The sequence below is a fragment of the Mesorhizobium sp. WSM4308 genome (assembly GCF_002294905.1).
In the GTDB taxonomy this organism is placed as follows: Bacteria; Pseudomonadota; Alphaproteobacteria; order Rhizobiales; family Rhizobiaceae; genus Mesorhizobium.
The window spans coordinates 77,595-94,364 of sequence record NZ_NSFW01000002.1; the positions used below are offsets into that span (position 1 = coordinate 77,595).

Sequence of the window (16,770 nt, forward strand, 5' to 3'; positions counted from 1 at the left end):
GAGCGCGCTACTCGGCCGCGGCGCGGATGCCCGGCATGTCGGGGAAGGTGCAGATGACGGTGGTGCCCTTGTCCTTGCCGGTTTCGATGCGAACATTGCCGCCATGCAGTTCGACAAAGCTCTTGACGATCGACAGGCCGAGGCCGGCGCCCCGCCGGCGGCCGCCATTGGTGCGCGGTTCGAAGCGGCGGAACACCGAGTCCAGAACGTCCGGCGGCATGCCGGGTCCATCGTCGTGAACGGAAAATTCCACCCCGTCCGCCAGATGGCGGCAGGCAAGCCGGATGGTGCTGGCTTCCGGCGCGTAGTTGGCGGCGTTGCTGAGCAGATTGTAGAGGATCTGGCGGATGCGGGTCTCGTCGCCGTGGAACGTCTTCGGCGCGGCAGCGGCATCGACCTCGAGCCGGATCGAATGCTCCTGCAGCCGGTCGGCGACCAGTTCCGCGGCCGCCGCGATGGTGCGGTCGACATGCACCTCGGAAATGTCGAGCTGCATGATGCCGGCATCGACGGTCGCAAGGTCGAGTATGTCGTTGACGATGGTCAGCAGCACCGAGGAGGACGAACTGACATGCTCGACATATTCGCGCTGCTTTTGGTTCAGCGGCCCGGTCGTCGGCAGTGAAAGCAGTTCGGTGAAGCCGATGATGTTGGTCAGCGGCGAACGCAGTTCGTAGGACACGTGCTGGACGAAGTCGTTCTTGAGCTGGTCCGACTTCTCCAACGCCTCGTTCTTGTCCTTCAGCGCACGTTCGACATGCACGCTGTCGGTGACGTCGACGAAGGTCATCATCACTTGCCCGTTGGGCAGCGGGATCACGGCGTAGCGCAGCACCGTGCCGTTGTTGAGCTCGCTCTGGCCGTGCCGGTCGCGGCGTTCGTCGTCGAAACCGGTGATGGCGGCGACGAAGCCCGGCCAGGGGCTGTCGAACGCCTGGCGGTCGCAAAGGTCGCGTATGGTAGAGACGTGCACATTGGGCTTGGCGGCTTCGCCGCTCAATCCCCAGAGCGTCGCAAAGGCCGGGTTCGACAGGCGCAGCCGCCCATCGGGGCCGAACACCGCCACGCCTTCGGCGAGATTGTCGAGCGTTTCGCCCTGGACGCGCACCGCGGTGCGGTAGCGGCTTTCCAGGTCCATCTTTTCGGTCAGGTTCTCGAACACCCAGGTGACCCCGCCCTTGGGCTGCGGGTTGGCGACGACGCGGATGGTTTTGCCGTCGGGCAGATGCCACCAATGTTCCTGCGATTCGACCGCGCGATAGGCGCCGAGCAGGCCTTCCTTCCAGCGGCGCCATTCGGGCTGCTCGGCAATCTTGCCTTCGCTGCGCAGCCGGTCGAGCAAAAGCGCATTGTCGGGCGCGCTGTGCAGGAAGCCGCTGTCCAGGCCCCACAGTTTCTGGAACGCCTGGTTGAAGAAGCGCAGCTTCTCGTCAGTGTCGAAGATGGCGACGGCGGTGTTGAGCTGGTCGAGCGTGTCGGCGTGGCTGCGCACCGTCCGCTCATATTCGCCGCGAATGGTCTCGATGGCGCTGGTGTCGGCGGCAAGGCCGGCCGAACCGTCGGCGCCGGCGAAGTCGGTCACCGCGAAGACGCGCCGGTCGCCTTCGATCACGGTGGAGAGCGACTGCTCGAAGACCGGATGCGTCTTGTGCTGGGCGTCGATTGCCTCGCGTGCCTGGCCCCCGAGGAATTCCTTGGCGTCACGGACGGCGGCTTCCGCGCTTTCGGCTTCGACCGCGTCGGCATAGGCCCGGTTGACCCATTTCAGGCGTCCATGCTCGTCGCGCAGCCATGCCGGCATCTTCAGCGCTTCGAGCAGGCCGATCATGGTGTCGTGGTCGGCGGCCAGCCGCTGGTTGTCGATCTTCAGCCGGGCCTGGCTGCGCTGGGTCTCGGAAAGCGACACAAACCGCACCAGTATGTGCGCGGCGCTCTTGCGGCCATGCACTTCGAGCGGGGCGCCGGCCTGCGATTCGATGACCAGGTCGAAGGGCCTGGCCTTTTCGCGCAAGCCCGCGATGGCGTGCTCGAGCGCCGCCGCCGAGCGCGGCATCAGCCAGCGGCCAAAGGCGAGGAAAGCCGCCCGCTCCTCCGGCGCGCCGCTTTCGACCGGCAATGTGCCGATGAGTTCGGGTTTCTTGTTCTCCGAGGCCCAGACCACCACGCGCTGGTCGCGCAGATTGAGCAGCGCTTCCGAACGGCGCAGTGCCGCATTGATGTCGGCGACACGGCTTCTCAGTTCGACATTCTCCGCCGAGGTGCGGGCCCGTTCGCGGATGAGAACGATGGCCGACAGGAATGCCGCGCCGGTCACGCCGACGAACACGGCAAGCTGCATGACTTCGACCGTGTTGATCGACAGGCCGGCGGTGGCCACGGCGGCGCTCTCGGCATGCGCCACCGCGCTGGCCAGGGGGCCGGCCAGCGCGGAACTGGTCAGGAACAGCCCGGCGCGGACACGCCATGAAAGGCGCCCGCCCTGAATGGTCGAGCCTGTGGTCCCCGAATCGTCATGGCCGCCGGAAACGGCCGATCCCGCTCCGTGCGGGTTTTGCCCCGGCATGTCTTGGTCCTCTCCGCCGCCTGAATGCAAGACCGCCCTGATACGCGCTTCTCTTGATCCTCTCGGGCCGGAAGCGTCGCGAATCACCCGACAATAAACCCTCGCCGAATCGGCGTGAAGGCTGATCGCGCGCAAAAATAAAGCCGGGCGAAAAGTCAATCGCCCGGCCTCAATATATGGTAGCAAATTTAGCTTTGGTTAATAGCGGTAGTGTTCCGGCTTGAACGGGCCCTGCGGCGTGACGCCGATATAGGCGGCCTGCTCACCCGACAGTTCGGTCAGGCGTGCGCCGAGCTTGTCGAGGTGCAGGCGCGCGACCTTCTCGTCGAGATGCTTGGGCAGGACATAGACCTGGTTCTGGTACTGTTCGCCCTTGGTGAACAGCTCGATCTGGGCCAGCACCTGGTTGGTGAAAGACGCCGACATGACGAAGCTCGGATGGCCGGTGGCGTTGCCGAGATTGAGCAGGCGGCCTTCCGACAGAAGGATCATCCGCTTGCCGTCCGGGAAGGTGATCATGTCGACCTGCGGCTTGACGTTGGTCCATTTCAGGTTGCGCAGCGAGGCGACCTGGATCTCGTTGTCGAAGTGGCCGATATTGCCGACGATCACCATGTCCTTCATCGACCGCATATGGTCGAGGGTGACGACATCCTTGTTGCCGGTGGTGGTGATGACGATGTCGGCGGTCGGAGCCGCGTCTTCCAGCGTCACCACTTCAAAGCCGTCCATCGCCGCCTGCAGCGCGCAGATCGGATCGACCTCGGTGACCTTGACGCGGGCGCCGGCGCCCTTGAGCGAGGCCGACGAGCCCTTGCCGACGTCGCCATAGCCGCAGACGACCGCGACCTTGCCGGCCATCATCGTGTCGGTGCCGCGACGGATGCCGTCGACCAGCGATTCCTTGCAGCCATACTTGTTGTCGAACTTCGACTTGGTGACGGAATCGTTGACGTTGATGGCGGGGAAGGGCAGCAGGCCCTTCTTCTGCAGCTGGTAGAGCCGGTTGACGCCGGTGGTCGTCTCTTCGGTGACGCCGCGGATCGCAGCCTTCTGCTTGGTGAAGAAGCCGGGCGAAGCCTTCAGGCGCTTTTTGACCTGGGCGTAGAAATATTCCTCTTCCTCGCTCTGCGGGTTGGACAGCACGTCCTCGCCGGCCTCGGCGCGGGCGCCGATCAGGATGTACATGGTGGCGTCGCCGCCATCGTCGAGGATCATGTTGGAGAGGCCGCCGTCGGCCCACTGGAAGATCCGGTCGGTGTAGTCCCAGTACTGTTCGAGGCTCTCTCCCTTGACGGCGAAGACCGGAATGCCGGCCTCGGCGATGGCCGCGGCGGCGTGGTCCTGGGTCGAGAAGATGTTGCAGGAGGCCCAGCGGATGTCGGCACCGAGCGCCTTCAGCGTCTCGATCAGCACCGCGGTCTGGATGGTCATGTGCAGCGAGCCGGTGATGCGCGCGCCCTTCAGCGGCTTCTTGGCGCCGAATTCCTCGCGGCAGGCCATCAGGCCCGGCATTTCGGTTTCGGCGATATCGAGTTCCTTGCGGCCCCAGCCGGCAAGCGAGATGTCGGCGACCACATAATCCTTGCTACCCGTCATGGTAGTACTCCCTGCGAATTGTTGTGCTGCGAATTGGTTGCGGGTGCGCCCGCGCCCGGTCGGCGCGTCGAAGGACGCGAATTGCCGGCCTGACTAGCAGATCAGGCTCAAGTCGACAATGGGATATAAAGAAATCTTTATCCCTGCATGTCCTGCGAGCATGCTTGGGCAGCGTCCGGGATCAGCATTCCTCGCCGAAGCGGGAGGCGACAAGCTGTTCAAGCGCGTCCATGACCTCGAGCGCTTCCGGCCCGCTGGCGGTGACGCGGATCGAGTAGCCTGGGCTGGCGGCCAGCATCATCAGGCCCATGATCGACGTGCCGCCGACCTTGACGCCGTCCTTCTCGACATGGACCGCTGCGTCGAAACCGCTGGCGAGCTGGACGAATTTCGCCGAGGCGCGCGCATGCAGGCCGCGTTGGTTGACGATCGGAAACTCCCGGACGATGTGGTCCTTTTCCGGGGATATCGCGTTCATTTGCTGCTCAGAAGCTGGCTGGCGACATTGATGTATTTGCGCCCGGCGGCCTGCGCCTCGTCGAGCGCGGCGGCCATATTGTCGCCCTTGCGGATCGAGGACAGCTTGATCAGCATCGGCAGGTTCATGCCGGCGATCACCTCGGTGCGGCCGGACTCCATCACCGAAATGGCGAGGTTCGACGGCGTGCCGCCGAACATGTCGGTCAGCACGATAACACCAGCCCCGGTATCGACACGGGCCACGGCGTCGACGATGTCGCGGCGACGCTGTTCCATATCGTCGTCGGCACCGATCGCCACGGTTTCGAAATTGTCTTGTGGCCCGACGACATGTTCGACGGCATGTCGGAACTCGGTGGCCAGTTGACCGTGCGTTACAAGCACGAGTCCGATCATTCTTTGGTGGCTCCCGTCATCGCCGCTTCACAGGCGCATTTTATGTTCGCCAGCCATTCCAGGCGGCGGGAGCGCTATCTTGTCGACGCGCGGCCCGTTGACAAGCCCAAAATTGCGCCGGCCCATGCCATTTTGACGCATTGCAGCAAAAAACCCAGGGCGGATCATAGAAAAGGCATGATGGACAGCCGCGCCATCACGGCGGGCAGGGCCGTGGCGGCGTTACGCTCGGCAAGGTCGATACGCGGTACCGGGCAGCCTGCGACCGGCTCGCTGATTTCCTCCTGGAAACGGGCCATCTCTGCCTTTGGCACCAGCCTCACATGCAGGTCGATCACTCCGCCCGGTTCGAACGGCAGCGGGCGCGGCATGAACCCAGGGACTTCGGCGAGACCGGCGATAGTCGGCGGCACGCGACAGACCAGCCGCCCGGCGCGGGCCGCGGCAAGCAGCCTGTCGTCGCCGATCAGCCGTGAGAACAGGCCTCGCGCGCGGCAATGGTCCAGGAGTGTCAGCGCCAGCGTCGTCTTGCCGGCGCCGGACGGCCCGGTGATAAGGACGCCGCGGTCGCCGATCAGGATCGCGGTTCCGTGAATGTTTTCAGGCTGCGCGGCGGGTTCGGGCATGGTTATGTTCGAGCTAGAGGTCAGCCTTCGGCCGGCAGCGTCACGACGAAGCGCGCGCCCTTGATCTCGCCGGGCTTGGTGCCGGGAATGTTCTCGGCGGTCAGCGTGCCGCCATGGGCTTCGACGATCTGCCTGGAGATCGACAGGCCAAGGCCCGAATTCTGGCCGAACGCCTCGCCCGCCGGCCGGTCGGTGTAGAAGCGTTCGAAGATGCGGTCGATATTGTCGGCGCGGATGCCGGGACCATTGTCGTCGACGGTCAGGATGTTGAACTTGCCGGCGCGCGCCAGCGACAGGCTGATGTGGCCATGGGCCTCGGGAACGAAGGAGCGCGCATTCTCGATCAGATTGGTGACGACCTGGCCGATGCGCAGGTCGTGGCCGGCGACGAAATAGCCTTTCACGCCCTGCGGCAGCTTGGCGACCTTGAGTTCGATCTCGACCGCCTTCTTGTTGCGCGTGGTCTCGCGCGACACGGCGACGAGGTCGGTGATGAATTTCTTCAGGTCGACCGTTCCCGCATCTTCTCGCGCCAGTTCGGCATCGAGACGGGAAGCGTCGGAAATGTCGGTGATCAGTCGGTCCAGCCGGCGCACGTCATGCTGGATGATGTCCATCAGCCGGCTGCGCGAATTGTCGTTCTTGGCCAGGGGCAAGGTTTCCACGGCGCTGCGCAGCGAGGTCAGCGGGTTCTTCAATTCGTGCGACACATCGGCGGCGAAGCTTTCGATCGCCTCGATGCGAGCATAGAGCGCGTTGGTCATGTCGCGCACGGCGACCGAAAGATTGCCGATCTCGTCCTGCCGGTCGGAAAAGTCGGGGATTTCCTCACGGCTCTTGACGCCGCGCCGGACCCGCACCGCCGCGGCAGACAGCCGGCGCAGCGGATTGGCGATGGTCGAGGCCAAAAGCATCGACAGGATGGCGGTGACCAGTGCCGCGATGCCGAAGACGCGCAGGATCGCCTTGCGCTCTGCCGCGACGATCTTGTCGATGTCGCCGCCTTCGGTCGACAGCATCAGCACGCCGAGGACGGCGCGGAAGCGCTGGATTGGTACCGCCACCGAAACGATCTGCTCGCCCTGCTCGGAGACGCGCACGATGGTCGACGGGCTGCCGGTCAGCGCCTTGACCACTTCCGGGAAGGCGGCGCCATTGCCGCCCGGCTGCTCGCGATAGACCGGCAGGTCGGTGTTGCGGAAGAAGTCGAAGATGAACTTCTGGACGCGTTCGACAAGGTCGGGCTCTTCCTCCTCGACCGGCGGCAGATCGTAGCGCAGGATCTGGCCGCGCGAATAGAGGTGGCGCGAATCGAGCAGCAGATTGGCGTCGCGGTCATAGATGCGGGCCCGCGTGCGGGTCGGCGAGATCAGCCGCCGCAGCACTGGCGCGACACGCTCGGGATTGATCGGAAAGTCGAGATTGTCGAGTTGATCCGAGCCCGGCCCCAGGCTTTCGCCGGCCTGCAGCTCAAGCAGCTTTTCCGGGTCGATGCTGATCGAATCGGTTTCGACCGTCGCCGACGCCGCGATCGCGCCGGCGATGATCTCGCCCTGCGTCATCAGGCTTTCGACGCGGGCATCGATCAGCCCGTCGCGGAAGGTGTTGAGGTAGAGGATGCCGGTGACCAGGACAGCCAGGCCGGCAAGGTTGAGAAACAGGATGCGCCGGGTCAGGCTGGAAAAGATGTGGTGGCCGAGGAAGCGGCGCATCGGCACCGTGATCTTCGAGACGAAGGACGGCATGATGCGCGACGGCCGCCTGGCGGCGCCCGTCGGTCTTGTTCGCTGTGCTTCCACTGCCATCGAATAGCAGGCCCTGCCTAATTAGTGAGTAGCGAGTAGGCAGTAGGGAATAGAGAAGTGGCTGAGATCGCGGTAATGTGGCCGCTCGCACCATTCAAAACGGACTACTGACTATTCCCTACTGCCTACTGCCTATTTCACGCTTCGCGGAACCGGTATCCGACTCCGTAAAGGGTTTCGATCATCTCGAAGTCGTCGTCGACAGCCTTGAACTTCTTGCGCAGCCGCTTGATGTGGCTGTCGATCGTACGGTCGTCGACATAGACCTGCTCATCATAGGCCGAATCCATCAGCGCATCACGGCTTTTTACGACACCGGGGCGCTGCGCCAGCGAATGCAGTATCAGGAATTCGGTGACGGTGAGCGTCACCGGTTCGCCCTTCCAGGTGCAGGTGTGGCGCTCCTGGTCCATGACGAGCTGGCCGCGCTCGAGCGAGCGGGCCTGCTGGCTGGGCGCCTTTGCCGCAGCCTCGCGGGCGCTGGCACGGCGCAGCACGGCGCGCACCCGCTCGACCAGCAGGCGCTGCGAGAACGGTTTGCGGATGAAATCGTCGGCGCCCATCTTGAGGCCGAACAATTCATCGATCTCGTCGTCCTTGGAGGTCAGGAAGATCACCGGCAGATCGGACTTCTGGCGCATCCGGCGCAAGAGCTCCATGCCGTCCATGCGCGGCATCTTGATGTCGAGGATGGCAAGATTCGGCGGACGTGCCGCCAGGCCTTCCAGCGCGGACGCACCATCCGTGTAGGTCTCGACGCGATATCCCTCGGATTCGAGGGCGATCGACACCGACGTCAGAATGTTGCGGTCGTCATCGACAAGCGCGATTGTTGCCATTTCAAGCGGCTCCCTCATGAGCTGTCCCTTCTTTCGTAGAGAAGGGGCTTTTGCAGGACAAATTAGGTACAAAATGTGGCATAGGCCTTGTCCGCTGTCACGCGCGGGGTGCCGCAGGCCACAATCCTACCTCGACATGGATTGGACGAACGAACATCGCCAATCCTTTGGGCAACCGTGAAACTTTTCGCATATATAAACGATTTAAACAACTTTCAAAATTTTTAAATCGATTAATGATTTGATATCATTTGGCTTTTCTGGTTTTGACCATCTCAGCCCGCTCGGCGGGCGTGCCGGAAATGCGCCGGCAAAGATGCGGCAAATCGTAGAAGGGACACCAATGTCGGAAGTCGGCAAACGCAATCCTGCTTGCCCGATCGATCGTATCGGCCTGAAAACCACCGGTATGGTGCGCTATAATTTTGGCGCGGCCGCCCTTTACGAGGAGGCGATCCGGCGCGGCGAGGCCCGGCTGACCGCGCATGGCGCGCTGGTCGCCGAGACCGGACAGCACACAGGCCGTTCGCCAAAGGACAAGTTCGTCGTCCGCGACGCCAACACCGAGGCGCATGTCTGGTGGGACAACAACAAGGCGATCTCGCCGGCCCAGTTCGAAACGCTGTTCGCCGATTTCCTTGCTCACGCCGCGGACAAGGATCTCTATGTTCAGGACCTCGTCGGCGGCGCCGATGCCGAGCTGAAACTGCCGACGCGCGTCATCACCGAGTTTGCCTGGCACTCGCTGTTCATCCGCAATCTTCTCATCCGTCCGGACAAGGCCGAGCTCGAACAGTTCGTGTCGGAGATGACGATCATCGACCTGCCGTCCTTCCGCGCCGACCCCCCCCGCCACGGCAGCCGCGCGGAAACGGTGATTGCCGTCGACCTTACCCGCAAGATCGTGCTGATCGGCGGCACCTCCTATGCCGGCGAGATGAAGAAGTCGGTGTTCACCATGCTCAACTATCTGCTGCCGCAGAAGGGCGTGATGCCGATGCATTGTTCGGCCAATGAGGGGCCGGCCGGCGAAGCGGCCGTCTTCTTCGGGCTTTCCGGCACCGGCAAGACGACACTGTCGGCCGATCCGTCGCGCACGCTGATAGGCGACGACGAGCATGGCTGGGGCCCGCACGGCATCTTCAATTTCGAAGGCGGCTGCTACGCCAAGACGATCAAGCTGTCGGCTGAAGCCGAGCCGGAGATATTCGCCACCACGCAGCGCTTCGGCACGGTGCTGGAAAATGTCGTGCTCGACGCCGACGGCGTGCCGGACTTCAACGATGGCCGCCTTACCGAAAACACACGCTGCGCCTATCCGCTCGACTTCATCCCTAACGCCTCGAAGACCGGGCGCGCCAGTCATCCCAAAAACATCATCATGCTGACCGCCGACGCCTTCGGCGTGATGCCGCCGATCGCGCGGCTGACCCCGGCGCAGGCGATGTATCATTTCCTCTCCGGCTATACGGCCAAGGTGGCCGGAACCGAAAAGGGCGTCACCGAACCCGAAGCGACGTTTTCGACCTGTTTCGGCGCTCCGTTCATGCCGCGCCACCCCTCGGAATACGGCAATCTGCTGCGCGAGCTCATCGCCAGCCACGGCGCCGATTGCTGGCTGGTCAACACCGGCTGGACCGGCGGCGCCTACGGCACCGGCAAGCGCATGCCGATCAAGGCGACACGCGCTCTGCTGGCCGCCGCGCTCGACGGCTCGCTGAAGACAGCCGAATTCCGCACCGATGCCAATTTCGGCTTCGAGGTGCCGGTGGCGGTGCCTGGCGTCGATAGCGCCATTCTCGATCCGCGCTCGACCTGGGCCGACAAGCCCGCCTATGACCGCCAGGCGGCAAGACTGGTCGGCATGTTCGCCGTCAACTTCGAGAAATTCGAGCCGCATGTCGATGCAACCGTCATGGGTGCGGCGCCACGCATGCAGGAAGCGGCGGAGTAATCGTCACGTCGCTCAGCACCATTGAAGGCCCGATTTCGATCGGGCCTTTTCTTTTGTCCGCCGCCGCGCCATGACTGCGGCATGCCGATCGACGACGACATCATCATATCGGGCGAAGCCGTGATCCATCCCGGTGACCTGCACGAGGATTTCATCCGCTCGTCGGGGCCGGGTGGCCAGAACGTCAACAAGGTGGCAACCGCCGTGCAACTGCGCTTCGACGCGGCCGGCGCGGCCGGCCTGTCGGAACGCGTGCGTGCCCGCACGATCAAGCTTGCCGGCCAGCGCGCCACCAAGGACGGCGTCATCGTCATCGAGGCCGGGCGCTTCCGCACCCAGGAGCAGAACCGGGCGGACGCCCGGGCGAGGCTCACGGCGCTTGTCGCCAAGGCAGCCGAACCGCCGCCGCCACCCCGCAAGAAGACGCGCCCTTCGAAAGGCGCGGTGGAGCGGCGGCTGAAGAGCAAGGCTGGACGCGGCACGATCAAGAAGCTGCGCGGCCGCGTCGGCGACGACTGATCCGTCTGCCAGAACGTTTTCGGGTCGTTGTCAGCGCCTCCGTGTGGCATTCTTCAAGGTCAAAGCAGCAACCGGATTATCACCGACCTCATGCTCGTTTTGCCCAAAGGCGTCCGTCACATGCCGGCCCATCTCTCCCGCGCTGTTCAGGAGGCGCTGGTCGAAGAGGTGAGAGGCATCGTCCAGCAGGCCCCGCTGTTCGTCCCTGCCATGCCGCGCACCGGCAAGGAGATGAGCGTGCGCATGACCAATTGCGGCCTGCTCGGCTGGGTCACCGACAAGGAGCGCGGCTATCGCTACCAGCCGACGCATCCGCTGACCGGAGAGCCATGGCCGCCGATCCCAGAGGGCCTGCTCGATCTTTGGCGGCAGGTGTCGGGCTATCCGAATCCGCCGGAGGCCTGTCTTATCAATTTCTACACGGCCGACGCGAAGATGGGCCTGCACCAGGACCGCGACGAGGCCGATTTCTCGGCGCCTGTCGTCTCTGTCTCGCTGGGCGACGATTGCCTGTTCAGGGTCGGCCAGACGACGCGCGACGGCGCCACCAAATCGTTCAGGCTGAAGAGCGGCGACGTCGTCGTGCTCGGCGGCGAGGGCCGTCTCGCCTTCCACGGCGTCGACCGCATCTATCCCTCGACCTCGGCGCTGCTCAAGAACGGCGGCAGGATCAATCTGACGCTGCGGCGGGTGACGAAGCCGAACGAGAACGCCTTATAAGCCGATCCTGACGCGCGCCCTACCGAGGTCGCCAGGGTCTTGGAAACAGCCGCAACTGCTTGGCAAGGCTGCCGCGCCGGGGCCGCCCGACGCTGTCACGCCTCGATTTCGAGAGCCGAAAGCGGCTTCGAGCAGCAGGCGAGGATGAAGCCGTCATCTATCTCGTGATCGAGGATGCCGCCATTGTGGCTCATCTCGACGGCGCCGGAGACTTTCTTCACCTTGCAGGTTCCGCACAGGCCGAATTCGCAGGCCGCGGGGATCCGCACACCCGAGGAACGCGCCGTCTGCAGCACGGTCTGGCCGGCGATGCACTCGGCATCGACATCCGAAAGCGCGAAGCGGATCGGGGTTGCCTCGATAGGAACGGCAACGTCTTCCCCAGGCGATGCGAACGGCGCCGGGACTTCCTCAACCGCGGGGGCGGCAAAGCTCTCCTGATGGTATTTCGTCATGTCGAAGCCGGCGGCTTCAAGCATGCCGCGCACGGCGCGCATGAAAGGATCCGGACCGCAGCAGAAGATCTCGCGTTCGCGGAAATCGGGCGCCAGCAGCGGCAGCCGGATCGCGTCGATGCGGCCCATATGGCCATACCAGCCCTCGCGGCTCGACCGCTCCTCGATCATGAAGCCGAGCGACAGGCCCGGCATATGGCCGCCGAGCAGTTCGAGTTCCTTGCGGAAGATGATCTCTTCGGCGCGCCGCGCGCAGTTGACGAAGCCGACATCGGTCCATGGCGCGCAATCGTTCAGCCAACGCAGCATCGACATCATCGGCGTCACGCCGGAACCGGCCGAGATGAACAGATATTTGGCCGCCGGGTGGCTGTGCAGCGAAAAGTCGCCGCTCGGCCCATAGGCCTTGACGTGCGATCCGGGCACAAGGTGTTCGAACATCCAGCGTGTGCCGATGCTGCCGGCCTGCGCCTTCACCGTCACCGCGATCGAGAACGGCCGTGACGGCGACGACGACAGCGTATAGGTGCGCATCAGCGGTCCGTCCGACGTCGGCAGTTCCAGCGTCACGAACTGGCCCGGCTTGTAGCGGAACCAGGTCTGGTTGTCGGAGCGGAAGGTGAAGGTCTTGACGTCAGGCGCCTCGTCGCTGACGCCGATCACTTCCAGCACCTGCAGCCTGTCGTTCCAGGGCGCCATCTGATCGAGATGGCGATAGAGGCCAAGATCCGTCATCGCGTTCATCCCCAAACCTCTCAGGCGACACTGCGCAAAGCCGGCCGGCCGTCTTCGGCAAGCCGTGGGCCGATGAAGGACGCGTACCATTCGACAAACTGGATCACGCCGCCCTCGTGCAGCTCCGAATAGGGGCCGGGCTCATAGGCCGGCGACAGAATGCCGAAGGCGTTTTCCTCGACGATGCGGCGATCCTGGTCGTTGGTCTCGGTCCAGACATGGGTGAGTTCGGCAAGATCGTAGTCGACGCCCTCGACTGCGTCCTTGTGCACCAGCCATTTGGTCGTCACCGCGGTTTCCGTGGCGCTGATCGGCACCACGCGGAAGGTGACGGCATGGTCGCCGAGGATGTGGTTCCACGTCGTCGGATAGTGATAGAGCAGCAAGGAGCCGATGCGGTCGGCCGAGACGCTGTCGGACAGGTTCTTCTTCACCGCCCGCTTGCCCGTCATCGTGTAGCTGACCGCATCGCGCAGCAGCGGCGCGCGGGTGGCGCGGTATTGCCCGGCCGGATCGATGCGGAACTTGCTCGGCAGCCCGGCCGCCTCGCATTTGGCCCAGTGTGCCAGCATTTCCGGATCTCTGTCGGCGCCTTGCACGCCGGTCACCGTCGGGGCTTCCGGGAAGGTCTTGCACAGTTCCGGGTGATTGCCGGCGCAATGATAGCACTCGCGGTTGTTTTCCCAGACGAGCTTCCAGTTGCCCTTCTCGACGATCGTGCTCTCGAAGGCGATCTTTGCTTCGCTGAGCCGGTGCGGCTTGAGATAGGGTTCGATCATCGCCCGCATCGGCGCGAAGTCGGCGGGTTCCTTGGCCAGGCAGATGAAGATATAGCCGGCCACGCTTTCGCAGGCGACCGGCTTCAGGCCGAACTGGCTTTTGTCGAAGCCGTCTGCCATCTGGCGGGCAAACAGCAGCCTTCCGTCCAACTCATAGGTCCATTGGTGATAGGGGCAGACCAGCTTGGCGGCCATGCCCTTGTCGGTGTTGCAGACGCGGCTGCCGCGGTGGCGGCAGGAATTATGGAAGGCGTTGATCTTGCCCTGCTGATCGCGCACCAGCACGACAGGGTAGTCGCCGATCTGTACGGTGATGAAGCTGCCGGGCTTGGGCAGTTCGCAATCATGGCCGACGAACAGCCAGTCGCGATACCAGATCAGCTCCATGTCGAGCTTGAAGAAATCGGGATCGGTATAGAAGGGCTGCTCGAGCGAGAAGCCCTCTCTGCGGCCATTCAACAGCCTCAGCATATCGTTGCGCGCATCCATGTCCTGTCCTCATACTTCAAGGACTGAACTGGTGGTGATTGAGGAAGGATGAGACGCAGCTCGGCGAAAGCCGGGCACGCGCGATCCGCCTCTTGACCGCCCACCGCGATCAGTCGAGTTCAAAAATCTCGGGCTGGTTTCCGGGCTCTGGAGTGTCCTTGCGGACGGTCGCGACACCTTCCCAGGCTTTTGCCCAGTGGTCTCCCGTTGCGACTTGAACTCCACCACCGTTGCGGGGGCAGCGCCGGATTTTGACCGGCTTCCCAATTCTCCGCCCCGTCGTCACGAAGCGGCACCTGAGATGACATGATCTAATCACGACAGCGTTTGCGACATCGGCATGAAAGCGACATCGTATCCATGCGGCGCGACACGCATGCGCAACGATCAGGTCACGGGCAGCGGTCACGAAAATCGCCTCCGCCGATAGCTGTGCCGGCTGTCAAAATCGACCCGGAACTGGGGCAAAAGAGGTTAACGGTTTCGAAAAGTGACTATTAGCAGACTCTAAAATCGAACCGAACGGTTCGTTTCTGTTGACGGTGCGTGCAGGACGGTGTGAACGATGGACCTCCGATACAGTCTGTGACCTTGCGGCTGGCGTTTACTAAGTGGTTGATATCAACAAGAAAAATGCATGGCTCGGAAGCCCTGGCACAATTTCAAGTGGTGGATTCTTGGTCCACACGGAACAACTTCGTGATTGGAAACGGCGAACTGGCTTTCCCACATCGGGCCTGTCCGAACGACGCGATTTCAATCCCAAGACACGCCGCTAGACGGACGGAAAAAATACTGGAGTACCAAAAATGAAAAAGATTGTTCTCACTGCCGCCGCCCTTCTGGCTATTTCCGGCAGCGCCTTTGCTGGTAGCGACCACTATGGTTCGAATGCCGCCGCAGCCACGGCTGTCGACAGCTCGTACACCGCTTCGACCAACAAGTCGGAGCCGGCTGCTCAGACGCCTGCCCAGGGCGCCGATCGCAACCTCTTCGGCAACAACTAACAACAGATCCCGGCCGACAGCGGGCTTTTCGCCCGCCGCTCTGGCCGACCTTGAGAAATTCAGGAGACTAACATGAGCAAGATCATCCTTGCTGCCGCCGCCGTCCTGGCCATTTCCGGCAGCGCCTTCGCTGGCAGCGACAACTACGGTTCCAACGGTGCCAACCAGTCGGCCGCTGCGGCCGACCATTCCTACACGGCTTCGGTCGACAAGTCGGCTCCGGCCACCCAGCTGCCTGCTCAGCAGGGCGCTGACCGCAACCTCTTCGGCAAGTAATGCCGGTTTACGGGAATGGCGGCGATGCCGGCCATTCCCGTGAAATCCAGAAATTCAGGAGACTAACATGAACAAGATCATCCTTGCTGCCGCCGCCGTTCTGGCCATCTCCGGCAGCGCTTTCGCGGGCAGCGACAATTTTGGTTCCAATGGCGCCAACCAGCCCGCCGTGACTTCGCCCGCCGCAACTTCGATTGACAACTCGCGTACGGCTTCGATCCGCGAGAGCGGCTCGCCTGTCTACAAGCTGCTCAATTCGTCGGGCGACGCGCAGAAGTCCGCTCCTCAGGGCAGCGACCGCAACCTCTTCGGCCGTTAACAGCCGTAGCTGATTTCCAAAAAAGAGCGGCGGGCCTGGCCCGCCGCCCTTTTTTGTTGCCTTGACCCAGCAGGACCGGCGGCCTCAAGCCGCTTTTGCTTCCGGCTTTTGCAGCGCGAAGGAATGTCCGTCCGCATCGAAGATATGCAGGTCCTCGGCATTGGCGCTCAGCCGCAATGTCGAACCGCGCTTGACCTCGACATTGCCCGGCAGTTTGGTCACCAGCGGCAGGTCGGCGCGGCCGATATCGACATAGACCAGCTGGACCTCGCCGAGCTGCTCGACATAGTCGACCGTTCCCTCGAACAGATAGTCCGCGCCGCTGGCGATCATCAGGTCTTCCGGCCGCACGCCGAAACTGACCGCCGCGCCCTTGGCCGAGGCCGGCGTGGTGATCGGCACCGCCGCCTTGCGGCCGCCGACATGGCTGACGACGGTCGGGTTGCCGGTCTTGTCGATGGTTGCCGGCAGGATGTTCATGGCCGGTGAGCCGATGAACTGGGCGACGAACAGATTGCCGGGTTTCTTGTAAAGGTCCATCGGCGTGCCGACCTGTTCGACATGGCCGTCCTTCAGCACCACGATGCGGTCGGCCAGCGTCATCGCCTCGACCTGGTCGTGGGTGACATAGATCATCGTCGTGTTGGGCATCGATTCCTTGAGCTTGGCGATCTCGATGCGCGTGGCGACGCGTAGCGCGGCGTCAAGGTTCGACAGCGGCTCGTCGAACAGGAACACTTTCGGATTGCGCACGATGGCGCGGCCGATGGCGACACGCTGGCGCTGGCCGCCCGACATAGCCTTGGGCAGCCGGTCGAGATACTTGGTCAATTGCAGGATTTCCGCCGCCTGGCGCACGCGGCGGTCGATCTCGGCCTTGTTCTCCTTGCCGATCCTCATCGAGAACGCCATGTTGTCATAGACCGTCATATGCGGATAGAGCGCGTAGGACTGGAACACCATGGCGATGCCGCGCTTGGACGGCGGCACGTCGTTGACAACGTCGCCATCGATCTTGAGTTCGCCCGACGTGATTTCCTCGAGCCCGGCGATCGAGCGCAGCAAGGTCGACTTGCCGCAGCCCGATGGACCGACGAAGACGATGAACTCGCCCGATTTGATATCGAGGTCGATGCCGTGGAGAATGTTGAGATTGCCGTAGGACTTCTTCACTTGTCTCAGATTGACATCGGCCATTGGTGTCCTCCC

The 16,770-nt window shown here is 63.3% G+C and carries 16 protein-coding genes and 1 riboswitch; of the genes, 6 read left to right on the plus strand and 10 right to left on the minus strand.

Features of this window, described 5'->3' with window-relative positions; all coding sequences use genetic code 11:
• Window positions 1-7 precede the first annotated feature (7 nt).
• From CK227_RS03270 to CK227_RS03300, 7 genes are all read right to left on the minus strand, one after another.
• Window positions 8-2,563 (minus strand): PAS domain-containing sensor histidine kinase, encoded by a 2,556-nt coding sequence (locus tag CK227_RS03270; protein ID WP_095771539.1) that lies wholly within the window; start codon window positions 2,561-2,563, stop codon window positions 8-10.
• A gap of 198 nt (window positions 2,564-2,761) precedes the next feature.
• Window positions 2,762-4,162 (minus strand): adenosylhomocysteinase, encoded by a 1,401-nt coding sequence (gene ahcY, locus CK227_RS03275; RefSeq protein ID WP_010912937.1) that lies wholly within the window; start codon window positions 4,160-4,162, stop codon window positions 2,762-2,764.
• 181 nt (window positions 4,163-4,343) lie between these two features.
• Complete coding sequence (locus CK227_RS03280; RefSeq protein WP_095771540.1) at window positions 4,344-4,640, minus strand: HPr family phosphocarrier protein; 297 nt, start codon at window positions 4,638-4,640, stop codon at window positions 4,344-4,346.
• The gene (locus CK227_RS03285; RefSeq protein WP_010912939.1) at window positions 4,637-5,038 is read right to left on the minus strand and encodes a PTS sugar transporter subunit IIA; all 402 of its coding nucleotides are present in this window, start codon (window positions 5,036-5,038) and stop codon (window positions 4,637-4,639) included. The genes CK227_RS03280 and CK227_RS03285 overlap by 4 nt, the downstream gene beginning before the upstream one ends.
• Before the next feature lie 164 nt (window positions 5,039-5,202).
• Entirely contained in the window at window positions 5,203-5,664 is a 462-nt protein-coding gene (locus CK227_RS03290; RefSeq protein ID WP_095771541.1) for a serine kinase, read from the minus strand.
• A gap of 20 nt (window positions 5,665-5,684) precedes the next feature.
• Complete coding sequence (locus CK227_RS03295) at window positions 5,685-7,469, minus strand: sensor histidine kinase (RefSeq protein ID WP_095771542.1); 1,785 nt, start codon at window positions 7,467-7,469, stop codon at window positions 5,685-5,687.
• Window positions 7,470-7,606: 137 nt separating this feature from the next.
• On the minus strand, window positions 7,607-8,308 hold the full coding sequence (locus CK227_RS03300; protein ID WP_010912942.1) for a response regulator transcription factor: 702 nt from the start codon (window positions 8,306-8,308) through the stop codon (window positions 7,607-7,609).
• A 343-nt stretch (window positions 8,309-8,651) separates the two neighbouring features.
• On the opposite strand from CK227_RS03300, the gene CK227_RS03305 reads away from it, so the two are divergent.
• From CK227_RS03305 to CK227_RS03315, 3 genes are all read left to right on the plus strand, one after another.
• The gene (locus CK227_RS03305; protein ID WP_095771543.1) at window positions 8,652-10,262 is read left to right on the plus strand and encodes a phosphoenolpyruvate carboxykinase; all 1,611 of its coding nucleotides are present in this window, start codon (window positions 8,652-8,654) and stop codon (window positions 10,260-10,262) included.
• 81 nt (window positions 10,263-10,343) lie between these two features.
• Window positions 10,344-10,781 (plus strand): alternative ribosome rescue aminoacyl-tRNA hydrolase ArfB, encoded by a 438-nt coding sequence (gene arfB, locus CK227_RS03310; RefSeq protein ID WP_095771544.1) that lies wholly within the window; start codon window positions 10,344-10,346, stop codon window positions 10,779-10,781.
• A 90-nt stretch (window positions 10,782-10,871) separates the two neighbouring features.
• The gene (locus CK227_RS03315; RefSeq protein WP_095771545.1) at window positions 10,872-11,501 is read left to right on the plus strand and encodes an alpha-ketoglutarate-dependent dioxygenase AlkB; all 630 of its coding nucleotides are present in this window, start codon (window positions 10,872-10,874) and stop codon (window positions 11,499-11,501) included.
• A gap of 95 nt (window positions 11,502-11,596) precedes the next feature.
• Here the strand turns inward: CK227_RS03315 and CK227_RS03320 are convergent, their stop codons facing one another.
• Together CK227_RS03320 and CK227_RS03325 are read right to left on the minus strand one after the other, a co-directional pair.
• Complete coding sequence (locus tag CK227_RS03320) at window positions 11,597-12,691, minus strand: hybrid-cluster NAD(P)-dependent oxidoreductase (protein ID WP_095771921.1); 1,095 nt, start codon at window positions 12,689-12,691, stop codon at window positions 11,597-11,599.
• A 20-nt stretch (window positions 12,692-12,711) separates the two neighbouring features.
• The gene (locus CK227_RS03325; RefSeq protein ID WP_095771546.1) at window positions 12,712-13,959 is read right to left on the minus strand and encodes an aromatic ring-hydroxylating dioxygenase subunit alpha; all 1,248 of its coding nucleotides are present in this window, start codon (window positions 13,957-13,959) and stop codon (window positions 12,712-12,714) included.
• A gap of 113 nt (window positions 13,960-14,072) precedes the next feature.
• Window positions 14,073-14,274: riboswitch (cobalamin riboswitch) on the minus strand.
• Between the two features lie 494 nt (window positions 14,275-14,768).
• Between CK227_RS03325 and CK227_RS03330 the strand changes: the two genes are divergently transcribed.
• The 3 genes from CK227_RS03330 to CK227_RS03340 all read left to right on the plus strand — a co-directional run bounded on the left by CK227_RS03330 (window position 14,769) and on the right by CK227_RS03340 (window position 15,561).
• Entirely contained in the window at window positions 14,769-14,966 is a 198-nt protein-coding gene (locus tag CK227_RS03330) for a DUF680 domain-containing protein (protein WP_095771547.1), read from the plus strand.
• Between the two features lie 72 nt (window positions 14,967-15,038).
• On the plus strand, window positions 15,039-15,242 hold the full coding sequence (locus CK227_RS03335; RefSeq protein ID WP_095771548.1) for a DUF680 domain-containing protein: 204 nt from the start codon (window positions 15,039-15,041) through the stop codon (window positions 15,240-15,242).
• A gap of 67 nt (window positions 15,243-15,309) precedes the next feature.
• The gene (locus tag CK227_RS03340; protein WP_095771549.1) at window positions 15,310-15,561 is read left to right on the plus strand and encodes a DUF680 domain-containing protein; all 252 of its coding nucleotides are present in this window, start codon (window positions 15,310-15,312) and stop codon (window positions 15,559-15,561) included.
• An 84-nt stretch (window positions 15,562-15,645) separates the two neighbouring features.
• Here CK227_RS03340 and ugpC read toward each other — a convergent pair whose 3' ends face one another.
• Complete coding sequence (ugpC, locus tag CK227_RS03345; RefSeq protein ID WP_095771550.1) at window positions 15,646-16,758, minus strand: sn-glycerol-3-phosphate ABC transporter ATP-binding protein UgpC; 1,113 nt, start codon at window positions 16,756-16,758, stop codon at window positions 15,646-15,648.
• Between the last annotated feature and the right edge of the window lie 12 nt (window positions 16,759-16,770).

Excerpts from the sequence above, each read along its gene's own strand:
- CK227_RS03330 (WP_095771547.1), top strand. The coding sequence starts at position 14,769 with ATGAAAAAGATTGTTCTCACTGCCGCCGCCCTTCTGGCTATTTCCGGC.
- CK227_RS03270 (WP_095771539.1), bottom strand. The coding sequence starts at position 2,563 with ATGCCGGGGCAAAACCCGCACGGAGCGGGATCGGCCGTTTCCGGCGGC.
- CK227_RS03285 (WP_010912939.1), bottom strand. The coding sequence starts at position 5,038 with ATGATCGGACTCGTGCTTGTAACGCACGGTCAACTGGCCACCGAGTTC.
- CK227_RS03300 (WP_010912942.1), bottom strand. The coding sequence starts at position 8,308 with ATGGCAACAATCGCGCTTGTCGATGACGACCGCAACATTCTGACGTCG.
- CK227_RS03325 (WP_095771546.1), bottom strand. The coding sequence starts at position 13,959 with ATGGATGCGCGCAACGATATGCTGAGGCTGTTGAATGGCCGCAGAGAG.
- CK227_RS03290 (WP_095771541.1), bottom strand. The coding sequence starts at position 5,664 with ATGCCCGAACCCGCCGCGCAGCCTGAAAACATTCACGGAACCGCGATC.
- CK227_RS03280 (WP_095771540.1), bottom strand. The coding sequence starts at position 4,640 with ATGAACGCGATATCCCCGGAAAAGGACCACATCGTCCGGGAGTTTCCG.
- ahcY (WP_010912937.1), bottom strand. The coding sequence starts at position 4,162 with ATGACGGGTAGCAAGGATTATGTGGTCGCCGACATCTCGCTTGCCGGC.
- arfB (WP_095771544.1), top strand. The coding sequence starts at position 10,344 with ATGCCGATCGACGACGACATCATCATATCGGGCGAAGCCGTGATCCAT.
- CK227_RS03315 (WP_095771545.1), top strand. The coding sequence starts at position 10,872 with ATGCTCGTTTTGCCCAAAGGCGTCCGTCACATGCCGGCCCATCTCTCC.
- ugpC (WP_095771550.1), bottom strand. The coding sequence starts at position 16,758 with ATGGCCGATGTCAATCTGAGACAAGTGAAGAAGTCCTACGGCAATCTC.
- CK227_RS03305 (WP_095771543.1), top strand. The coding sequence starts at position 8,652 with ATGTCGGAAGTCGGCAAACGCAATCCTGCTTGCCCGATCGATCGTATC.
- CK227_RS03320 (WP_095771921.1), bottom strand. The coding sequence starts at position 12,691 with ATGACGGATCTTGGCCTCTATCGCCATCTCGATCAGATGGCGCCCTGG.
- CK227_RS03340 (WP_095771549.1), top strand. The coding sequence starts at position 15,310 with ATGAACAAGATCATCCTTGCTGCCGCCGCCGTTCTGGCCATCTCCGGC.
- CK227_RS03295 (WP_095771542.1), bottom strand. The coding sequence starts at position 7,469 with ATGGCAGTGGAAGCACAGCGAACAAGACCGACGGGCGCCGCCAGGCGG.
- CK227_RS03335 (WP_095771548.1), top strand. The coding sequence starts at position 15,039 with ATGAGCAAGATCATCCTTGCTGCCGCCGCCGTCCTGGCCATTTCCGGC.